A 20,906-nucleotide genomic window follows, 5' to 3' on the forward strand; every position below is an offset into this window, starting at 1 on the left:
TGTTACCAGCTGTAAGACCCGGAGCGCGGCCTGGGCTGGCTCCGGGCTGGGCTGCTTATTTCCCGACTTTCAGAATAGCGAGGAAGGCTTCTTGTGGAACTTCCACGTTCCCTACTTGCTTCATCCGCTTTTTACCGTCTTTCTGTTTCTGTAACAGCTTTTTCTTCCGGCTGATATCGCCGCCATAACACTTGGCCAGTACGTTTTTCCGCAATTGTTTAACCGTGGTCCGGGCAATGACGTGCGCGCCAATCGCGGCCTGGATAGCGATATCAAACATCTGCCGTGGGATCAGCTCTTTCAGTTTTTCCGCCAGCTCACGGCCACGGCCCTGAGCAAAATCACGGTGACTGATAATCGCCAGTGCATCGACGCGCTCGCCGTTGATCAAGATATCAACCCGTGACATATCAGATACCTGGAAACGCTTGAAAGCGTAATCCAGCGAGGCATAACCACGACTGGTTGATTTTAACCGGTCGAAGAAATCCATCACTACTTCGGCCATCGGCAGTTCATAAACCACCGCAACCTGACGACCGTGGTACGTCATATTCATCTGTACGCCGCGTTTTTCGATACACAGGTTAATCACGTTACCCAGGTATTCCTGTGGCACCAGAATGTGTGCTTCGACGATCGGCTCGCGAATTTCATCGATGTTGCCAACCGGTGGCAGGTCGCTTGGATTGTCGACCATCACCAGCTCACCGCCTTTGGTCAGCACTTCGTACACTACTGTTGGCGCAGTCGTGATCAAATCCAGATCGTATTCGCGTTCCAGTCGTTCCTGGATGATCTCCATGTGCAACATGCCAAGGAAACCAATGCGAAAACCAAAGCCTAGGGCGCCGGAACTTTCTGGTTCATAAAACAATGAAGAGTCGTTTAAGCTGAGTTTTTCCAAAGCGTCACGGAAATCTTCGTAATCGTCTGATGATACCGGGAACACGCCGGCATAAACCTGTGGCTTGATGCGTTTAAAGCCAGGTAACGGCTCTGTCGCGGCGTTTTTCGCCAGCGTCAGCGTGTCGCCAACCGGTGCACCTTTGATTTCTTTGATACCGGCAATGATAAACCCGACTTCGCCGGTGCTCAGAATGCCGGTATTGGTGGCTTTTGGCGTGAAGATACCGACTTTGTCGACTTCATACACAGCACCACTCGACATAATTTTGATTTTGTCTTTGGCCTGAATTTTACCGTGTTTGACGCGGACCAGTGAGACTACGCCCTGGTACGGGTCAAACCAGGAATCGATGATCAACGCCTGCGTTGGCGCGTCCACATCGCCTTCCGGGCATGGAATGCCTTTGACAATAGTTTCCAGCACATCTTCAATACCGAGGCCGGTTTTGGCTGAACATTGCACAGCGCCGATGGCTTCAATGCCAATAATATCTTCAATTTCTTCGGCCACGCGCTCAGGCTCAGCCTGCGGTAAGTCGATTTTGTTCAGGACTGGTAATACTTCAAGATTCATTTCCAGCGCGGTGTAGCAGTTCGCGACTGTCTGCGCTTCTACGCCCTGACCGGCGTCTACAACCAGTAAGGCGCCTTCACAGGCGGCCAGCGAGCGGCTGACTTCATAAGTGAAGTCGACGTGACCCGGTGTATCGATAAAGTTCAGCTGATAAGTTTCGCCATCTTTGGCTTTGTAATTCAGCGTCACGCTTTGCGCTTTGATCGTGATGCCACGCTCACGTTCCAGGTCCATGGAATCCAGCACCTGCTCCTGCATTTCACGGTCAGACAGACCGCCGCAGAATTGGATCAGCCGATCTGATAAAGTCGATTTACCATGGTCGATGTGTGCAATGACCGAGAAGTTACGGATATGAGATATTTTAGACATTTTTTCCAATCAAAACTGAGCTGTAAAGCAGCAAGAGATATGGCAGGCGACAATGCCGCTGCCCCTTGCGGCAGATTAAAATTGCCGCGAATTGTACTCTAATTCCCAAATGCTTGCACTGTGTTCTTCAAGCCGGCGCGCCGTCTGCCGGCTGTTGCAATACACTGATGTCTGGCAGGACCCGCACTAACTGCACACTGAGTTGATCAGCACGCCCCAGCTCAACCCGCCGGACGCACCACAATGTCAGCGCTGTGCTGACCACAGCACAGCCAAGCTGCAGCAGTTCGTGCCACGACTGCAGATGTCCAAGCGCCAGTGCAGCGATAAAAACACTGAGAGGCAGCAGATACACCATCAACGCCGACCTTAATACAGCGCCAGGCTCTACACAGATCTCCACTTGCTGTCCGGGTAATAAGTCGGGGCTCTGCGCTAAAAACAACTGTTGCTGACGTACGGGCAACGCTTTTGCCACCAGACCACTGCTGCAACTGTCTTGTTGCTGACAACCGCTGCAGCTGGTTGAGACCGGTGTCGACAGCCAGACACCGCCCGCATCCTGACGTACAACGGTTGCTTTGACTATCAGCCGTTGTGACGCCGACTCATCGTTTTGCTGCGGACTGTGGCAGGATTTGTCTTCTGGGGAATTTGTCATGACTTACACCGGCGCAGGATAGGCTGTCGATTTTAGAGCAGTGACAGGCTGAACTCAATGCTATGGCCAATAAAGCCATAGCATTGCAGTCATAGATGATTATTCGACAGACGCAGCCAGCTTCGCCGCCAGTTCTGGTCGTAATGGTCCAATCACTGTCACATCAAGATTTTGTTGCGTCGTCACCAGAATGGTCACAGCGCCGTCGCGCAGCTGTTGCTGTGGTAACCGTGCGGTGGGCTGCACAAACACGGAGATTTGATGCAAGCCATCACTGAGCAGCCAGTTCGCCAGCACCGGCACACTGCGCGTGCTGATCGGCGCCTGCTCAGCCAATAACTGATAACCGGGTGGGATCCAGTTTAATTTAAACTGATCCTGTGGCGCCGGGCGGCTGACCAGTGCGTGAGGTTGTTCCGGCAGCTGTGCGCTGATCAGGCTTTGCAGTTCAGGTGGCAAGCTGGTTTTTAATTGCAGGTGCACCACCATCCAACGGTCCAGCACTTCATTTTGCTCGTCGACGGTATCGACCCGCAGCGGAAAGCCGGTTTCAGCATCCTGCCACAACCAATAGCTGTAGCGGCTGGCATCCCGTGCGCTGAGGCGTAATAACTGCGCGGTACGCCCCGACAGCGGTACACTGCTGCCTGGCACTATGTCATAAAGCTGTTTGATCACGGCCAGAGGTTCAAACAATATCGCCGGCAGTTCTTTGATCGAGTCGTTTTGCGTGACTATGACCGGCGCATCCGGCGCGGCGTAATAGACTTTGTCGCCGCGGCGGAACGTATCGGTACCGACGCCGTCTTGCAGCAATAACCGCTCCAGTTCAAGTGGCACAGACAAGGCACCAGATTGTTCATGCAGACCATGTAACCAGCGGTAAGTGATCAGTTGGTTCGGCCGAACCTGGACAAAAGACACGTCAAAATTGAATTTACGGACCGCTTGTTGGGTCCGTTCGAATTGTTGCCAGTCGTCGGCTTGCGCCGACAGACTGCACACTGCCAATAACAGGCTGACGGACAGCCTGCCTAACCAACTTCCCCGGCTCAATCTCACTGCTGCTGACCTTTACCCTCGTCCGCGGCAGCGTTTTTCGCCTGCTGCGCAGCAGCCTGTTCCATCAGTCGGATTTGTTGTTGACGGGCCTGCATCAGTTCCTGCAGACGACGTTGCTGTTCCAGCTGCAGCTGCTGTTGCTGCGGCGTAAAACGCGATTCAACTGAGGTCTGACTCAGACTGACCGGCGCCGCGACACCACCGATTGGGCTGGTTTGCAATACCGGTAGTGGTGTGGTGAGCGCATCATCCGGTTTTTGTTGCGTTTGTTGCACACCGACTACAGCGACGAGTGCGACACTGGCCGCAATAGCGCCCTGCATCAGCATTTTCCACCAGCCCTGGTTAGCCGCAGGTTGCGAGCCGGTCACTGCATTAGCAGCCACTGGTTGCAACACTGGCACAGTTTCCGCCACTAATTGGTGAGCTTCTTCCTGTTCCAGCACTGCCGAGAACCGATCGGCGAAGTGAATATCGAGTTGAGGTGTCAGCTCCTGCCTCAGCACAGTACCAGCTAATTGGTAACGCAACCAGCTGGCCTGCAGATCAGGATCAGACAATAACGAATCGAGCTGCTGCGCACTGACGCTTTGATTGTCACTGGCTGCAGAAAGCCATTCTTGATGTTCAGACGACATACTAATTCCTGTCTTCGTTGATAAATCAGCCAATAAGTGGCTTCAACTGGGTATCTATCGCTTCGCGGGCCCTGAAAATACGGCTGCGGACGGTGCCAATCGGACAACCCATCACTTCAGCAATCTCTTCATAACTCAGCCCATCCAACTCACGTAAGGTAATCGCCGTGCGTAATTCTTCCGGTAACTTTTCGATGGTATCGAACACCACCTGACGGATCTCTTCGGTCAGTAATAACTTTTCCGGCGAGTCCTGTACTTTTAATGCGTCACTGCCTTCATAAGATTCGGCATCTTCAGCATCGACATCAGTTGACGGCGGCTTGCGGCCGTTGGCAACCAGGTAATTTTTAGCGCTGTTTACAGCGATCCGGTACAACCAGGTATAAAAGGCGCTGTCGCCACGAAATCCGGGCAGTGCCCGGTACGCTTTGATGAAAGCATCTTGTGCCACATCAGCCACATCGCCGTGATTAGAGACATACCTTGAGATTAAGTTCGCCAATCTGTGCTGATATTTTCTGACCAGCAAATTAAAAGCAGCTTTATCCCCTTGTTGCACCCGTTGGACAATCTGCCAATCTAATTCTTGCTCGCTCATCTGGGAGCCATTCCCCTGTCTCATTACTGCTTTAAAATGTCATTGGCTCTTCTCAAGCGTACTCACTCAGATGAAGGGCTGCGGAAAAAGTTCGGTTTCACCGATAAAAAAGTTACAATAAAATGATCGCCATGCTGTTTTTTGGCATAAAAAGGCGTTTTTCGTTCAGATCATTTGCATTCTGCAGGCCGTCCGAACGGCGGCTAAAAGGCAACAGATCTGATTAAGATCCTGTTTTTTGTCGGGTAAGTGTATCGCATGCATCATCAAAAAGAACATCGCTGTGACGTTTTAATTGTCGGCAGTGGCGCAGCAGGCCTGAGCCTGGCGCTGCAGCTTGCGCAAGATTTAAATGTCATAGTGCTGAGTAAAGGCCCGCTGCGCGAAGGTTCGACCTTATATGCGCAAGGTGGTATTGCCGCAGTGTTCGACGAAAACGACAGTATTGCTTCACACGTCAACGACACCCTGATTGCCGGCGCCGGCCTTTGTGAAGATGCGGCCGTGCAGTTTACTGCTGAAAACGCCAAAACCGCGATGGAATGGTTGATTGAACAAGGTGTGCCATTTGACCAGTATCGCGATGACGATGGTGTGTTGAAGTATCACCTGACCCGCGAAGGTGGCCACAGTCACCGGCGGATTTTACACGCAGCGGATGCGACCGGCCGTGCGGTCCAGATCACACTGGTCGATCAGGTGCGCCGCCATCCCAATATCCGCTTGCTGGAGAACTACAACGCCATCGACCTCATCACCGATACCAAACTCGGCATCGAAGGCAATAAGTGTCACGGCGCTTATGTCTGGAATCGCGACAACGAGCAGGTCGAAGTGATTGCCGCCCGCTTTGTTGCTCTGGCGACCGGTGGAGCCAGCAAAGTGTATCTGTATACATCCAATCCGGATGTCGCCTCGGGCGATGGCATTGCAATGGCGTGGCGCGCCGGTTGCCGTGTCGCCAACATGGAATTTAATCAGTTCCACCCTACCAGTCTGTATCACCCCGACGCGCAGAATTATCTGATTACTGAAGCGATGCGTGGCGAAGGCGCTTATTTAAAACGGCCTGATGGCACACGTTTTATGCCGGACTTTGATGAGCGTGCCGAGTTGGCGCCGCGGGATATTGTCGCCCGCGCCATCGACTTTGAAATGAAACGCCTGGGCGTCGCCTGTGTTTACCTGGACATTAGCCACCAGCCAAAAGATTTTATCATCGAACACTTCCCGACGATTTATGCCAAATGCTTAAGTGTTGGTATCGACATCACGAAACAGCCGATCCCGGTAGTGCCGGCTGCGCATTACACCTGCGGCGGCGTGATGACCAACCTGAACGGCCAAACCGATATCCCGAATCTGTATGCGATTGGCGAAGTGGCTTATACCGGTCTGCACGGCGCTAACCGGATGGCCAGTAATTCACTGCTGGAATGTGTCGTGTTTGCGCAAAGTGCGGCGCGCAATATCCTGCAACAATGGCCAACTTCAACGGCCACACCAGAGCTGCCGGCCTGGGATGAAAGCCGGGTCAGTAACTCGGATGAAGAAGTAGTGATCACCCATAACTGGCACGAACTGCGGATGTTTATGTGGGACTTTGTTGGCATTGTCCGTACCACCAAACGGCTGGAACGGGCGTTACACCGGGTTGAACTGCTGCAACGCGAAATTCAGGAATACTACCGGCATTTCCGGGTCAGCAATAATCTGTTGGAGCTGCGCAATCTGACCATGGTGGCGGAACTCATTATCAAAAGCGCAATGCGCCGCAAAGAAAGCCGCGGCCTGCACTACACGCTGGATTATCCGGAGCAGGCGGCACACAGCAGCCCGACGATTTTAAAACCCGAGTGATCTCAGTACCTGTTGCACAAAAAAGCCGGAATTCAGTTCCGGCTTTTTTGTTGTGACCCTAATGCCTAGAGCGGCGTTGCGCTGTCAGTAGCGACCGCCGGTTTTTTCCGGTATTTCAGTATTAGCATCACCACGTAAATCTGCAACGCAGCAGTCGCCAGTTGACCAAGGATGGACTGCAACTCAAAGTATTTTTCCGCATAGATATACAGACTGATGTTGCCAAGCGCAAAAGCGGCCCAGGTCAGCGCCGGCACACCGGCCGATTCTTTGGTGCGCAGCAGATGGAACAGCTGCATTAAGGTCGCAACCGGAAAAATAATCGCCGGAATATAACCGACCAGTTCAACAAAACTCATAACAGCTCCTTGCGCGGAAAAGAATAGATGCTGCAGTGCGGCGACGGCCCTATACAGCGATTAACGCTACCATTGTGATACATCGCGCAGCTGTGCGGTGGATTGCAACTGGCGTTGCTGCCAACGCAATTGGCACAGGGTGCGGGCCAGCGTACGAAAATCACTTTCGGAAAATGCATCACGAAATAGCCAGCAACGCCTGATCTGGCCGTCAGCTGTCTGCCAGACCAACCAGACACCGAGCCAGCAAATCAGACTGTGTGCGAGCAATTGCCCGCCTTCGGCCTGCAGCACCGGCGGCTCTGCGGTGCTATAACGGCGCAGCTGTAACGCTGGCTCCAGGCTTAGTACTAAGTCTGGAGCCGGTTCAGTTGCCGCATATAACAAATAAAATACCGGCAACCAACCGCATGGCAGCCACCAGGGCGCGGTCGCAGATGCAAACCAGCCGGAGCCAGACCAGGCGAACCATAACGCCAGCATCAACATCATCCAGCATAACCGGCGTGGCCAGGCAGAAGTCTGCAAAGCAAGTTGCCGGCATTGCATTGGTTACACCCGAACCCGATTCAGGATCACCTGTACCAGTGCCTGTAACTGTGGATCCGGCGCTTGCGCATGCCCCATAAACCAGGCAAACAGGTCCGGATCATCACACGCCAGCAAGCGCTCAAAAATGTGTTTTTCCGGCTCTGTCAGGGCGTCATAACCGTGTTCAACAAACGGCGCCAGTAACACATCCAGCTCGAGCATGCCACGACGGCAGGCCCAGCGTAATCTTGGTTTAATCATTAATGTGGTCATAACATTCCTGTATTTACTGCGTTGAACTGCTGTGCAGCCCGAAGCCAAATTCTAACAAAAAATCCGGCCAGGGGTTGTGCTTTTGCCGGGAACGCCCAATGATCTGGCCATTGTGAACGGTTTTGGTCGGGAGCCCGGCGGTTTTATGCAAAGTTTCTGGATGAGCGCTGAGCAACTGGCTCAGCTGTCAAATAATCTGTCGTCGGCCTTTATCAGCCCGCTGCCTGCATTTCATTTACTGAAAATCAGCGGCGCCGATCAACAAAAGTTTCTGCAGGGTCAGGTCACCTGTGACGTCACACAAGTCAGTGCTGAACGTTTCCTGCGAGGTGCGCACTGTGATGCCAAAGGCAAAATGTGGAGCACCTTCCACTTATTGCAAGCCGGCGACGATTTACTGTGGCTGGCATTTCGTGACGAACTGCAGGCATCACTACTCCAACTGAAAAAATACGGTGTCTTTGCCAAAATCAGTTTCACTGAAGTGCAGGATCAATATGCCGTCTTCGGCATCGGCGGTGCCGACAGTGCCGCTCTGCTCAGCCAGCTGGGTTACCCGCAACCGGCGATTGGCCAGCAACAAGCCATCGCAGGTGGTTACTTATTAGGCCTGGCAGCCGATCACTTTTTACTGGTGCTGGCGATTGATGAGGCCAAAGCCCTGTGGCAGCAACAGCAGGCATTGATGGCGGCGCCAACGCGCTGGCTGGCACAGCATATCGCGCACGGTATCCCTTATCTGGAACAGCCATTACTGGGTGAATATGTGCCGCAGCAGCTGAACCTGCAGGCTTTAGATGCCATCAGCTTCACCAAAGGCTGCTATATGGGCCAGGAAATGGTGGCGCGGATGAAATACCTCGGCAAAAATAAACGTGCGATGTACCTGTTGCAGGCCGACACCGACCATACGCCGGTCGCCGGCAGCGATCTCGAGATCCAACTGGAGCAGAACTGGCGGCGCAGCGGTGTAGTGGTGAATGCGGTGAACATTCAGGGGCAGCTGCAACTGCTGGCCGTTTTACCGAATGATATCAGCGCAACCGACCATTTCCGACTGGCGACAGAGCCGGATGTCAGCTTACAATTACAACCTTTACCTTATTCAATCACCCCCTGAGGTCCTCATGACTATTCAACAAAATAAAGTCGTCGCCATGCACTACAGCGTCAGCGATGCCAATGGCAACGAACTCGACAGCTCTTTTGGCGCCGAGCCTTTGGTGTTTATCCACGGCACTGGTTCACTGATCAGTGGTCTGGAGCAAGCGCTGACTGGCAAACAGGCCGGTGATAAATTCACAATCGCAATCGCCGCTGCCGATGCCTATGGCGAGCGTCACGACGAGCTGACACAGTCAGTACCACGCGCACTGTTTGAAGGCATGGACGTGGCTGTTGGTATGCGTTTTCGCGCCGCAGGCCCGGATGGTCACGAACAATCCGTGATTGTGCTGGATGTGACTGATGAAGAAGTGGTTGTCGACGGCAATCATCCGCTGTCTGGCATTGACCTGACGTTTGAAGTCGAAGTATTAGTGGTGCGCGATGCCACTGCTGATGAACTGGCACACGGTCATGCACACGGCATGGACGGTCATTCCGGTCACGACTAAGCATTCCGGCGGGCGGCCAATTCGCGGCGGCCCGCTATCTTCCTTCCCATTGCCGCAATGACCTGCAAAACAAAATCCCACAGATGACCCGCTTGGTCAGACCAGAAAAAACTGTTATAAACCAGACATCATCACTGCCGGATAAAACCGATGTCCCCGTCTCTGCGTTACCAGCCCATTGTCAGCCCTGCCCCTGCGACGCTGATTGACCATCATGGCAAGCTGCAGCAAGGCCTGTTTGACGCGTCCGTTGCCAACCTTAACGTTGCCGCCTTCAGACTGCACTCGGTGATGGACAAACCGGTCAGCCGTCTGGCTCAGCATTTTGCCTATAAGCAGTTTCAGTTTGTCTGTGTCAGCGGCCCCGACTGGCTGCTGGCTGTGGCGATTGCCGATGTGCGTTACGTCTGCTCCGGCTTTGCTTATCTGTATCAGCAGGGCAAGCCGACCCGGGAATTTTCGTTGTTGGCGCCATTAGGTTTTGGCTGTTTACTCAGCGACTCCCCGCAACAGGGCGCAGCGAAAATGGGCAAAGGTTCGACGCAATGGCAGATAGACTGCGCAGCAACCGGCTGGACTTTACGGGTGCAGGCTGGTGGACTGACCGCAGATCTGCGACTGGATTTTGACCAGCAACCACCAATGGCTCTGGCCGCCCCGACCGGCTACAACGGCTGGACCTATACAGAAAAAAACAACGCACTGCGCGTCAGTGGCAGCTTGCTGTTAGACGGTCAGGCGCTTGATGTACAAAGTGCGCGCGGCGGCATCGATTTCTCCGCTGGCTTTATGCGCCGCGAAACCAGCTGGCGCTGGAGCTCCATCAACACATTGCAACATGGCCACGCTTTTGGTCTGAACTTGGCCGCTGGTGTCAATGAAACCGGCCTCACTGAAAATGCTTTGTGGTATGACGGCCAGATCCAGCATTTAAGTCCGGCCCGGTTTGAATTTGATCGCGGTCAAAACACGCCGTGGCGTGTCACGACATTATGTGGCGAAGTCGATTTAACCTTTAGCGCCGATTTTTGCCGGCAGGAAAAACTGCAGCTTGGAATACTAGCCAGTAATTTCCGCCAATATGTCGGCCATTACAATGGTACAGTGCGTTTACGCGATGGCCAGCTGTTGCAGTTGCAGAATTGTCTGGGGCTGGCTGAAGATCACTATGCGAAGTGGTAAATAGCGGTTCCTAGCAAATATTCAACACACAGGTGCAGCCAACCAACCCGGTCTGGCCCGTGCCTGATGAGATAAAAAATACTGTTCATAAAAAGGAGTGACTATGAATTTTTCCCCGCGCCTGCTTGGTTTAGTGCTGGCTCTGTCCACGCTGACGGCCTGTTCACCGAAAGAAGTCGGCGACGTCAGCCTTGGACTGTTTACCACCAAAGACATTAAAATTCAGACTTTTAACGACCCGGCGATCCCCGGCGTTACCTGCCATATCAGTCATGTTGAAGCCGATTTATCGCTGGCAGATCCGTCTGATATGTCGATCGCCTGTCGCCAGACCGGTGAAATCACCGCGCAGATGCTGAGTAAAATCGACAAATCCAAATCCGGCGAAGTCATTTTCACCGCATCAAAAAGCATTTTGTTTAAACATCTGAAAATCAGACGAATTTTTGATGCTGATAACAGAACGCTGGTATATCTGTCGTACTCGACCAAAGAAAGTGCCGGCAGTGACAAACACTCACTGACCACAGTACCGCTGTGGGGCAGCAAAGCCTGGCAAGAGCTCGAAGCGCAACAGCTGGCAGCAAAAGCCAGCAAATAACAGGGCAACTTCGCCCATCACAGCGCGCTGATGCGTTTGTCGTGTACCTGAATAAACAAACCCGCCAACTGGCGGGTTTGTTGTTACTACAACAACTTACAGCTTACAGCTTACGGATATTATCCGCCGCATCACGGTCAATCAGCTTAATCAGCGGATCAACACCGATATAAGTGGTGCCTTTAGGGACCACAACCCTGACTTGCTGCTTACCCGATTTCAGCCGGTGCTTTTCTAAATACAACAGCTGATTGTCGGCGGCAAATTCATCCGGATCGGCACTGAAAGCGCCAATATCGATAGCCTCATCCAGTGGCAGCTCTGTTTCAACGCCTTTGCCGTCGGCACTGAGACGGGCCGCCTGGATCGTCAGGTCCAGCTGTAAGCGGCCATCCGGCAGCTCGGTTTTATTCAGCTCCAGCAAGCGCAGATCATATAAAGTGATTTGATTAAACTGCTGTTCAATAAAGGTTTTATCGTCAGGACTGACACCCGCCGTTAAATGCCGCATCAGATCCAAAGTGGTCGGATACGGCGTTTGTTTGTACTGAAATTCCTGCAAAAACGCTTTCAGATTGGCATCCACGCGCGCCGCACCAATACGATCTTTGATCGCCATCATCACAATAGAGCCTTTGCGATAATGAATATAACCCTGGCCTTCCGCGCGCAGCAGCGGCTGCTCTTCGACTTGCTCTTCGGTACGGCCGCGTAAATAACGATCCAGTTCGTACTTCAGGAACTTGCGCAGTTTAGCCTGACCATATTTGGTTTCCATCACCCTGAGCGCGCTGTATTGCGCCAGAGTTTCCGGGATCACGGCACTGCCCTGCACATTGGCGGTACCGACCTGATGGCCCCACCACTGATGTGCCATCTCGTGTGCGGTGACGTAATACGGCATATCGATGCTGTCTTGGTTGCGTAAGTCATTGATAAAACCAATGCCTTCTGAGTACGGCACCGTATTGGCAAAGGACTGGGCAAAATCACGATAGCCCGGGAACTCAATAATACGCATCTGCTGATGCTGATACGGCGAGAAGGCTGTGTTGAAGTAAGCCAGTGAATCCTGCATCGATAACATCATCCGATCGATGTTCCAGTGATGTTGCGGGTGGTAATAAACCTCCAGCGACACGCCCTGATAATCCTGCTTTTTCACCGCCAGCCGGGCCGACAGGAATGAGTAGAAGTTAAACATCGGTGCATTCATTTCATAGCGGAAATAACTGCGGCCATCCTGTTGCCAGTGTTTTTTCAGATAACCCGGCGCTAATGCGGTCTGATCGGCCGCCGTTGAGACCGTCGCACTGAAATCAATGAAATCTTCGGCTCGGCCAAACCCGCTTTCGTGATAACGGCTGCTGTCTTCCAGTTTGTGCGCGCGCTGTACCGGTGGCAAACCGCGTTTACTGCGTTCATGCCGGTCGACCAGCTCAAAGCCTGCGCTATAACCAAACTGCGGCAATAAATCCATGTTGTTGATAAATGTGCCGTTTTCGACCACAGCCACATCAATATCATCGTCCTGGAAGCCCGGATTGGTGCGACTCAGTTTCACCGTCATCGCAATACTGGCGCCGGGCTGCACCGGCGTGCTGAATTCCAGCCAGGCCGTGCCAAGGCGATTGTCACGCGGCCCTAAACTGGCGCCCGGCGCGATGATCTCCAGCGTGCGGGTGTATTTCGGCCAGTTCACCAGCATTTTCGTTACCGGTTTATCGAATTTGTTCACCAGCTGTTGTTCGATACGGGCATCAACGCGTCGCTCGGCCGGATAAATATCAACAAAAGCTTCCACTTTACTGGCGACCAGAATGGGATCATCCGCACCGGCTTTATAGGCTTTTTCATAATCGGCCTGTAAATCTTTTTGCTGCTCGGCACTGTCGTATTGGTTCAGCACACGGGTGTTGTAATAAATCCAGCTGCCGCTGCCGACAAATATCAGGCTGCCAGTCAGGATCACCAGCTGACCGGTAGCACCGATCTGATAGCGCAGCTGAGAAAACCGCACGGCCAGGCTTTGGGCAGGCCCGCGCTGGAACATGCCAAAGCCCAGCACAAATAAGATGGCGGTAAAACCGGTCCAATACAGCATGTACCAGCTATGGCTGGTTAAGGTCCAGCCAAACCGGTTCAGATCAGAAAACGGCGCCGCTGGTGACGCGGCAAAATGCCACATGCGGTGATTAAAACCCCAGGCATCCAGCACCTGCGTCAGAATGAAATACAGTACAAACACGCCCATACCAACATATTTGTTCGGGCTTAATACCTGAATTAAAAACGCCAGCACCACAGTCAGCATAAACGGCAGGAAGTTAAAATAGCCGAGCCGTACCAGATACTGCATCGCATCCAAATCATCGAAGCCTTTGAGCAGCTGATAAATCACAGTGGTCAGTGCAAACACGGCATACATCAGCAGCATGGCGCTGCCGACGGCCAGTATTTTTGACAGCCACAATACGATGTTACTGACCGGCGTGGCATCGATAATATCGCCAATGCCCTGAGTACGTTCACGCCAGACTACTTCGGCACAGTAATAAGTCAGGATCAGCACCAGCAACAGTCCACCGGAATCGACAATCAGTTCTATCATCGTCTGCGTCAGCGGCCAGTCGGATGTGCCGTAAAAGCGTTGTGGGGCAAATAGCGGCGCCAGCAGGTTAAACACACAAATCAGCAGCAGGATAAAAAACGGCGCGCTGAACAGGACCTGTTTCAGCTCAAACCGCAGACGCACGGCGAATTGTGCCAGCGCCGACGGAGCTTGTGCTTTGGTTTGCAACTGCTGCATGTCAAACACCGGCACTGCCAGTGCGGCTTTGGCTTTACCGGCACGGGCTTTGGCGGTCAGCGCCAGCGGCCGGAACAAACCACCAAAAGCGGCCAGTAACAGCAGACCCACCGCCACCCACAGCAACCGGTTTTGCAGCAAAACCCCACTGAAACTGACTTGCAGGGTATTTTTCTCAGCGATGGTCCAGTAACGCGATACGTCGGCAAAGGAACGCAGCCCAAAGGGGTCCAGCAACGCCGCCAGCGTGCGGAAATCCGGCGTCTGGGCAAAACTGCCAGAGATCAGATACAACACAAACACCACCACTGCGATCAGATACATCGCCTGCATCGACTTGAATTTGTTGGCGATGGTATAAAACAGCGCCGATAACACAAACAAAGTCGGCAAGGCAAAAATCAGATAGGCATCGAGGTAATAACTCAGCACCGTCGGGCCAAATCGTTCCTGGTCGACCCAGGGCATTAACGAACCCAGCAGTGTGCCGAGCGGCACCATGGCAAACACCACCGCCACCACCGCATAAGCACCGATAAAACGGCCAAGCTGATATGGCAGCGGCGGCACCGGTTTGGTACAAACCAGCTCTTCCATCAGGTGGGTATGGTTACGCAGCGCTGTACTGCTGACAAAATTTACCACCAGAAACATGGCAAAAATCAGCATGACGCTGACAGTGCGGGTCACGACAAAAGGCCCATTGGCCCAGACTTCGCCGACCCCACCACCGCCGATCTGCACGTTATCCGACGCGGTGGCAAAAAACGCCAGCAGGAAGAACAACAACGCGGTGACATAAAACGACGGTTGACGCTGATAATAGCGCCATTCAAACCGGATCATCTGCAGGAACATGATGGCGTCCTCACGCAGACTGGCGCTGACGCGCCTGATGCAAACAAGAGAAATACACGTCTTCCAGATTAGCCGCACAAGGGCTGAACCCTGCTGGTTGGCTGATAGCAAATACATTCAACACTGTCCGGCCGGCAAACAGGCGTTTAGAGATCACCGGTAATTGTTGTTCTAGTTCCAGCGCCTCAGCCTGACTGACCGTTTTGGTCCAGACCTGGCCCTGCAACTCATCAACTAAGGTCAGCGGGTTGCCGGTTAATAAGATTTGCCCGCCCGCCAGCACTGCCATTTGTGGACAAAGCTCGGCGACGTCATCAACGATATGCGTCGACAGAATAATGACTTTGTCTTCACCAAGGCTGACTAACAGGTTATGAAACCGGTTGCGTTCTTCCGGGTCCAGACCCGCGGTTGGTTCATCAACAATCAACAGTTTGGGATCGCCAAGCAGCGCCTGCGCAATGCCAAAACGCTGGCGCATACCGCCAGAAAAGCTACTGACCGCTTTGTCTTTGTGTTGATACAGATTAGTGTGTGCCAGTAAGGCTTCCACGGTTTCACGGCGGGATCTTTTCTCATTCAGACCTTTTAAAACCGCCAGATGTTCAAGCAAATCAAAGGCACTGATGCGCGGATAGACCTGAAAGTCCTGTGGCAGATACCCCAGCGTCTGGCGCAAGGCGTTCGGGTCTTTCAACACATCAATATTGCCAAACTGAATGCTGCCGCTATCGGCCGCCTGTAGGGTCGCGATAGTACGCATCAGACTGGATTTACCGGCGCCGTTCGGGCCTAACAGTCCATACATGCCTTTCGGAATTTGCAGACTGACGTCTTGCAGCGCTTTGACACCGTTATCGTAAGTTTTGGATAAATTTGTAATTTTTAGCATGGCCGCTCTGTTCCTGGCGAAGTAAGACCAGTACAGCATGCCAAAGGGCGTCACTCACGCCCAGTGAAATACCTTTACAAAGTGTGTCGAATATTTCGGCATCGGGGCCAGCGTCAGAGCTCAGCCCACATCCGCAGTAAATTATGATAATGCCCGGTCAGCGCCAGCACTTCGCTGCTGTCACCTAATTGCTGACGCAGACTTTGGATTTGCTGATCGAGCGAATACAACAAAGCGCGTTTGGCGTCGTCGCGGATCTGGCTCTGGCTCCAGAAAAAACTGCAAACCCGCTCACCACGCGTGACCGGCAATACCTGATGCAAACTGGTCGACGGATACAAAATCAAATCACCGGCCGGCAGTTTGACCTGATGTTCGCCGTAAGTGTCGATGACCTGCAGCTCGCCGCCGTCATATTCGTCCGGTTCCGATAAAAACAACGTCGACGAGACGTCCGTGCGCAAACTCAAGGTACTGCCTGGTAAGATCCGGATGGCGCCATCGACATGCAGGCCATAATGCTCGCCGCCGCTGTAAGCGTTAAATAATGGCGGCACAGTGCGCAGCGGCAACGCGGCCGATAAAAACTGCGGATGTTGATACAAACGCTGTAAAATCAACGCGCCCAACTCGCGCGCCAGCGGGCTGTCAACCGGTAACTGGCGGTTATGTTTGACCAAAGCGCCTTGCGGCCCGACTGTGGCGCGGCCATCGGTCCAATGGCTTTGCGCCAGCAACTGGCGAAACTCAGCCACTTCAGCTTTGGTCAGAACTGCGGGAATATGTAATAACATCAGTTACCTCAATGCGAACAGGCAGCCCACTGGGCTGCCTATGTACTATTTAACTTCGGTCGGTTTAAAACGCAAAGTTCACACCCAGCTTGGCCGAACGCGGTGCGCCCTGGTGATAACGACCACCGCCGTTATTCAGCGACTGCACGTATTCTTCGTCCAGCAGGTTATACAGGTTAAATTGCACTGTCACAGACGGATTGACCTCATAGGTTGCCATCGCATCAACCACCCAATAATCTGGCACTTCCAACATCGAGCTTGTTGCTGCCACCAGGTTTGTCGTGTTGGAGCGGGCGACAGAATCCATATAACGGGCGCCACCACCCAGTTTCAGTTTTTCCAGCGTATAAGTTCCCCAAACCGTGAACGTCGTTTTTGGTGTCCACTGGATCACACCACCATCGGTTGGCGCACTGCTGTACAAAGCACCACGGGTGATTTTCGGGTTCATCAGCGCGATACCAGCGTTCAGTTCAAAGTTCTGTAATGGAGAGCCTACCAACGCCAGCTCCAGACCCCGCACGGTTTTTTCACCGACCGGTACGTAAGTGTTCAGGTCATCGCGCACCAGTTCGTTTTTATTGACGGTTTCAAACAAGGCGGCGGTCGCAAACAGGTTTTTATCCAGTAACTGCCACTTGGTGCCCAGTTCCAGATTAGTGCCTTTTTGCGGTTCCAGCATCGGATTATTCTGGTTCGTTGCAGCCGTGCTCAGCGAGAAGTTAGTGCCGCCTGGTGGCAATTGTGACGTGGCGTAGGACAGATATACAGAGCCATTTTCTGTTGGCTTATAGTTGGCACCCACTTTGTAACTCAGCAGATTGTCAGACTTGCGCGCTTCAGAAGCGACCAGTGTGCCTACAGGAACAGTCTGCGGTGTTGCCGTGCCCTGTACTGTGATGAGGTTTGTATCAGTGTTGTAGTGCTCAGCACGCACACCGGCACTGACCTGCCACTCTGGCGTTAAATCGATGGTATCCAGCATGTATAAAGCTGCTGTGCTGGTATTACCGTCGGTTTTTGCGCCGGTTCGGACTGGTAATGCGAACACGTCAGCGGTCGATGGGTTGTACAAATTAGCGTTGACCTGAGTCGTGCCGGTCGGTAAGCCCAGCGTGTAGTTCAGCTGGCTTTCAAAGCTAAATTCGATGCCAGATGCAATGTTGTGCGTCAGACTGCCTTGCTGCAGCGTGGCATTCAGGTTGGTCTGGTTAATCAGCAGCTGGTTTTGCTGATCTTTGCCCTGACGGTTACGGTTCACTGTCCAGGTGTTCAAATCATTTTTGGTCGCTGCCGGCACTGTGATGCCGTTGCCGGTATTGATGCCGGTCAGGATATAGTCCTGCGACGACACACCGTAACGGCTGGTGTTTTGCAGTTTCACGTTGTCAGAAAAATCATGTTCAACCTTCAGTGTCAGCATGTCGGCCACCACATGGTCAAAATCGTTTTTGCTGCCGTAGTAACTTTCGCGGTCCACTTTGCCAAAAGCCGGTGCCGTGTTATTTGGGAATGCTGTGGCAATAGCGGCACTGTAAAAGCCTTCCAGACCAATAGTCGGCACGCCACCGTCCGGAACATTGTCTTGCTGCACATGCAGCAGGTTCAGCGTGGTGCGGGTTTCAGTGTTCAGGCCAAACGCCAGCGAAGTGGCGATCCCTGTGATATTGTTTTCGACCACATCACGACCCGGAACACCGCTGTCTTGGCGCAGTAAATTGACACGGATAGCGGCGTTGTCGATAGCCAGCGTCTGGTTCACGTCGGCGCTGACACGTTTGTGTGAACCTGAACCAATGGTCGCGTTGCCGGTGATAAAACTATCCAGTGTCGCCGCTTTGCTGCTCATATTGATATAACCGGAAGATGCGCCGCGGCCGTTATCCACGCCGGCCGGGCCTTTGGCGATTTCCACTTGTTCAGTGTTAAAAGTGTCGCGGCTGATAGTGCCTAAATCGCGGATGCCGTCGATATAAATACTGTTTTGCGTATCAAAACCACGCATAAAAATCGAGTCACCGGTCGCGGTGTTGCCGTTTTCGCCCATCAACATGGTGATACCCGGGGTATTGCGCAAGATGTCAGACAGCGAGTTGGCCTGCTGCTGTTGGAACAACTCTTTCTTCAATACCACAATAGTCTGCGGAGTATCCACCAACGGTTTTACTTGCTTCGCGGAGCTGGCTTTCTCGGCAATCAGCTCGGTTGAAATCGTGCTGCCTTTAACTTCGACTTCTGCCAGCTTGCCGGTGTCCTGTGCATAAGCAGCCGGCATTGCCAGCATCAGCGCCGAGGCCAGAGCGGCCGGGAAAGGTTGGTTGTGTTTTTTCGATTGAATGAACGACATCGTCAGGTCCCTATAAATACAGCCGGTACGGCTTCTGTAGTTTTCGGGCGTCATGGTAACGAGATCTATTCTCATTTGCAAATGGGAATTACTCCTATTCGTGTTTTATTGATGTGTTTGTGTTGCCGATGCTGGGTTTGGTGCAGAGGTTGTATCGAAGGCTATGAGCGAATTGCAGAAATACCATACCCGGTGCGCCGCACTTCGTTTGGTGCCACCTTGCGGATGTGCAATGATCTGTAGGGGTAGGCCTTGCGCCTACCCGAATTTCTCGAACTGCGGGTAGGGACAATCGTGTGACGACCAGCCTACCCCTACACAATATAAATGTCCGCTATTGGCACAGGTTGTGTAAAAACCCTTGATCACCTTTTGGTCTAAGTACGAGGTACTTATGATCTATTGGTCTTAGCTATCGATCCAATATCAAAACCAAGTTCAGTATCATCAGATGGTAAACACAGCCAGGGGGGATGCTGACATGTCGCACCATATTGCGGGTCAATCAAGGCATCAATCAACACTCTTTCCAGAGCTCATGGACGACTTTGTCAGCGAAGATAATCCAGTGCGAGTGATTGATGTCTTTGTTGATCATCTAGATTTACTCGACTTGGGTTTTGAAAGCGTGAATCCCAAGTTAACTGGTCGTCCAGGCTATCACCCCGCAACAATGCTAAAGCTCTACATTTACGGATATTTAAATCGAATTCAATCTTCTCGGCGACTGGAAAAGGAATGCCACCGCAATGTCGAGTTAATGTGGTTGCTTGAACGCCTATCTCCCGACTTTAAGACGATTGCAAACTTCAGAAAGGAAAATGGCAAAGGCATTAAAAATGTCTGCCATAAGTTCGTTGAATTATGCCGACAGCTCAATATGTTTGATGATGCCGTATTCGCTATCGATGGCAGTAAATTCAAAGCTGTAAATAACAAATCTAAAAATTACACCCCCAATAAAGTGCAGTTTCATATCGAGCGAGTTGAAAAAAGCATCGAGAAATATTTAAGCCAAATGGATGCCAAAGATGAGTACGAAAAAGAGTCTGAGCCGACCGTCGCAGTATCGAAATTAGCATGGCTAAAACAGCGTTTAGTTGAGCTGCAAGCACTCGAAAAACAAGTGAATGAGCATCCGGATAAGCAGATATCACAGACGGATCCTGATGCACGCTTGATGAAAACACACCACATGGAAAGGCAGGTCTGCTACAACGTGCAAACGGCGGTCGATACCAAACACCACTTCATCGTTTGCCACGACATCGTCATGACAACAGACCGAGGTCAACTGACATTAGTCGCTAAGCAAATTCAAAAGGCTATAGGAAAAAAATCTATTACGGTGTTGGCCGACAAAGGCTACTTCAGTCGAATTGATATCAAAAATGCGTATGATCAAGGCATTACGGCGAATGTGCCACAAATTGATACTTCTGGCTCGGAGATCAAAGGCATTTTTAACAAGTCACTCTTCAAGTACGACAACGTTAGTGATGTATACATTTGCCCTGCGGGGAAAAGCTTACAAAAGCGAATGATGGCAATGGATAAAGGCGTCGAACAGGATATTTATTTCAACAATTTAGCGTGCAATGAGTGCGTAATTCGCTCTCAATGCACGACATCAAAGAAAGACCCTCGTCGGATTAGAAGATGGATACATGAATCTATTATTGATGACATGCAAAAACGGTTGGACGAAAATCCGGAATTCCCTGTGATAAGGAAACAGAGCGTTGAGCACCCGTTTGGCACGATTAAAATGTGGATGGGAGCGACGCACTTTTTAACCAAACGACTCAAAAATGTGAGTACCGAAATCAGCCTCAGTGTGCTCGCTTACAACCTGAAACGGATGATGAGCATACTAGGAACTGTCGGTTTAATGGCGGCCGTCAAGCAGAGTTAAAGTCAATTAGCCATACCTCATTAAAAATCAGCAGCAAGAGTCAAACCTC

18 protein-coding genes are annotated in these 20,906 nt (G+C 52.1%); 6 read left to right on the top strand and 12 right to left on the bottom strand.

What is annotated here, in order from left to right:
• Positions 1–55 precede the first annotated feature (55 nt).
• The 5 genes from lepA to rpoE form a co-directional block, all read right to left on the bottom strand.
• Positions 56–1,855 carry a translation elongation factor 4 gene (lepA, locus tag ATY27_RS16125; protein WP_208931626.1) on the bottom strand — a complete coding sequence of 600 codons (1,800 nt, stop codon included), beginning with the start codon at positions 1,853–1,855 and terminating at the stop codon, positions 56–58.
• A 127-nt stretch (positions 1,856–1,982) separates the two neighbouring features.
• Positions 1,983–2,516 (bottom strand): SoxR reducing system RseC family protein, encoded by a 534-nt coding sequence (locus ATY27_RS16130; RefSeq protein WP_208931627.1) that lies wholly within the window; start codon positions 2,514–2,516, stop codon positions 1,983–1,985.
• 99 nt (positions 2,517–2,615) lie between these two features.
• Positions 2,616–3,572 carry a MucB/RseB C-terminal domain-containing protein gene (locus ATY27_RS16135; protein WP_244151340.1) on the bottom strand — a complete coding sequence of 319 codons (957 nt, stop codon included), beginning with the start codon at positions 3,570–3,572 and terminating at the stop codon, positions 2,616–2,618.
• Between the two features lie 2 nt (positions 3,573–3,574).
• The gene (locus ATY27_RS16140; protein WP_208931628.1) at positions 3,575–4,216 is read right to left on the bottom strand and encodes an RseA family anti-sigma factor; all 642 of its coding nucleotides are present in this window, start codon (positions 4,214–4,216) and stop codon (positions 3,575–3,577) included.
• 25 nt (positions 4,217–4,241) lie between these two features.
• Positions 4,242–4,817: an RNA polymerase sigma factor RpoE gene (gene rpoE, locus ATY27_RS16145; protein ID WP_208931629.1), complete on the bottom strand. Its 576-nt coding sequence runs from the start codon at positions 4,815–4,817 to the stop codon at positions 4,242–4,244.
• 258 nt (positions 4,818–5,075) lie between these two features.
• Between rpoE and nadB the strand changes: the two genes are divergently transcribed.
• Positions 5,076–6,677, top strand: coding sequence for an L-aspartate oxidase (gene nadB, locus ATY27_RS16150; RefSeq protein WP_208931630.1), 1,602 nt, complete (start codon positions 5,076–5,078; stop codon positions 6,675–6,677).
• Between the two features lie 65 nt (positions 6,678–6,742).
• Here the strand turns inward: nadB and ATY27_RS16155 are convergent, their stop codons facing one another.
• The 3 genes from ATY27_RS16155 to ATY27_RS16165 form a co-directional block, all read right to left on the bottom strand.
• Positions 6,743–7,036 (bottom strand): hypothetical protein, encoded by a 294-nt coding sequence (locus ATY27_RS16155; RefSeq protein WP_208931631.1) that lies wholly within the window; start codon positions 7,034–7,036, stop codon positions 6,743–6,745.
• Between the two features lie 66 nt (positions 7,037–7,102).
• On the bottom strand, positions 7,103–7,585 hold the full coding sequence (locus tag ATY27_RS16160; RefSeq protein WP_208931632.1) for a hypothetical protein: 483 nt from the start codon (positions 7,583–7,585) through the stop codon (positions 7,103–7,105).
• 3 nt (positions 7,586–7,588) lie between these two features.
• Positions 7,589–7,840, bottom strand: coding sequence for a succinate dehydrogenase assembly factor 2 (locus ATY27_RS16165; RefSeq protein ID WP_208931633.1), 252 nt, complete (start codon positions 7,838–7,840; stop codon positions 7,589–7,591).
• 145 nt (positions 7,841–7,985) lie between these two features.
• Here ATY27_RS16165 and ygfZ point away from each other — a divergent pair, with 145 nt between their 5' ends.
• From ygfZ to ATY27_RS16185, 4 genes are all read left to right on the top strand, one after another.
• Entirely contained in the window at positions 7,986–8,960 is a 975-nt protein-coding gene (gene ygfZ, locus ATY27_RS16170; RefSeq protein WP_208931634.1) for a tRNA-modifying protein YgfZ, read from the top strand.
• Positions 8,961–8,967: 7 nt separating this feature from the next.
• A complete protein-coding gene (locus ATY27_RS16175; RefSeq protein WP_208931635.1) occupies positions 8,968–9,456 on the top strand; it encodes a peptidylprolyl isomerase in 489 nt (162 codons plus the stop codon).
• Between the two features lie 150 nt (positions 9,457–9,606).
• Positions 9,607–10,638, top strand: a complete 1,032-nt coding sequence (locus ATY27_RS16180) for a DUF2804 domain-containing protein (RefSeq protein WP_208931636.1) — start codon at positions 9,607–9,609, stop codon at positions 10,636–10,638.
• A gap of 103 nt (positions 10,639–10,741) precedes the next feature.
• On the top strand, positions 10,742–11,239 hold the full coding sequence (locus ATY27_RS16185) for a CreA family protein (RefSeq protein WP_208931637.1): 498 nt from the start codon (positions 10,742–10,744) through the stop codon (positions 11,237–11,239).
• A 103-nt stretch (positions 11,240–11,342) separates the two neighbouring features.
• On the opposite strand, the gene ATY27_RS16190 is transcribed toward ATY27_RS16185, so the two are convergent.
• The 4 genes from ATY27_RS16190 to ATY27_RS16205 form a co-directional block, all read right to left on the bottom strand.
• Positions 11,343–14,906: a M1 family aminopeptidase gene (locus ATY27_RS16190; RefSeq protein WP_208931638.1), complete on the bottom strand. Its 3,564-nt coding sequence runs from the start codon at positions 14,904–14,906 to the stop codon at positions 11,343–11,345.
• Between the two features lie 10 nt (positions 14,907–14,916).
• The gene (locus ATY27_RS16195; RefSeq protein ID WP_208931639.1) at positions 14,917–15,798 is read right to left on the bottom strand and encodes an ABC transporter ATP-binding protein; all 882 of its coding nucleotides are present in this window, start codon (positions 15,796–15,798) and stop codon (positions 14,917–14,919) included.
• Positions 15,799–15,911: 113 nt separating this feature from the next.
• Positions 15,912–16,592, bottom strand: a complete 681-nt coding sequence (locus tag ATY27_RS16200) for a Fe2+-dependent dioxygenase (protein WP_208931640.1) — start codon at positions 16,590–16,592, stop codon at positions 15,912–15,914.
• A 64-nt stretch (positions 16,593–16,656) separates the two neighbouring features.
• On the bottom strand, positions 16,657–18,942 hold the full coding sequence (locus tag ATY27_RS16205) for a catecholate siderophore receptor Fiu (RefSeq protein WP_208931641.1): 2,286 nt from the start codon (positions 18,940–18,942) through the stop codon (positions 16,657–16,659).
• Between the two features lie 481 nt (positions 18,943–19,423).
• Here ATY27_RS16205 and ATY27_RS16210 point away from each other — a divergent pair, with 481 nt between their 5' ends.
• Complete coding sequence (locus tag ATY27_RS16210; protein ID WP_208931642.1) at positions 19,424–20,857, top strand: IS1182 family transposase; 1,434 nt, start codon at positions 19,424–19,426, stop codon at positions 20,855–20,857.
• Positions 20,858–20,906: the final 49 nt, after the last annotated feature.

The sequence above is a fragment of the Rheinheimera sp. F8 genome, from assembly GCF_001518915.1.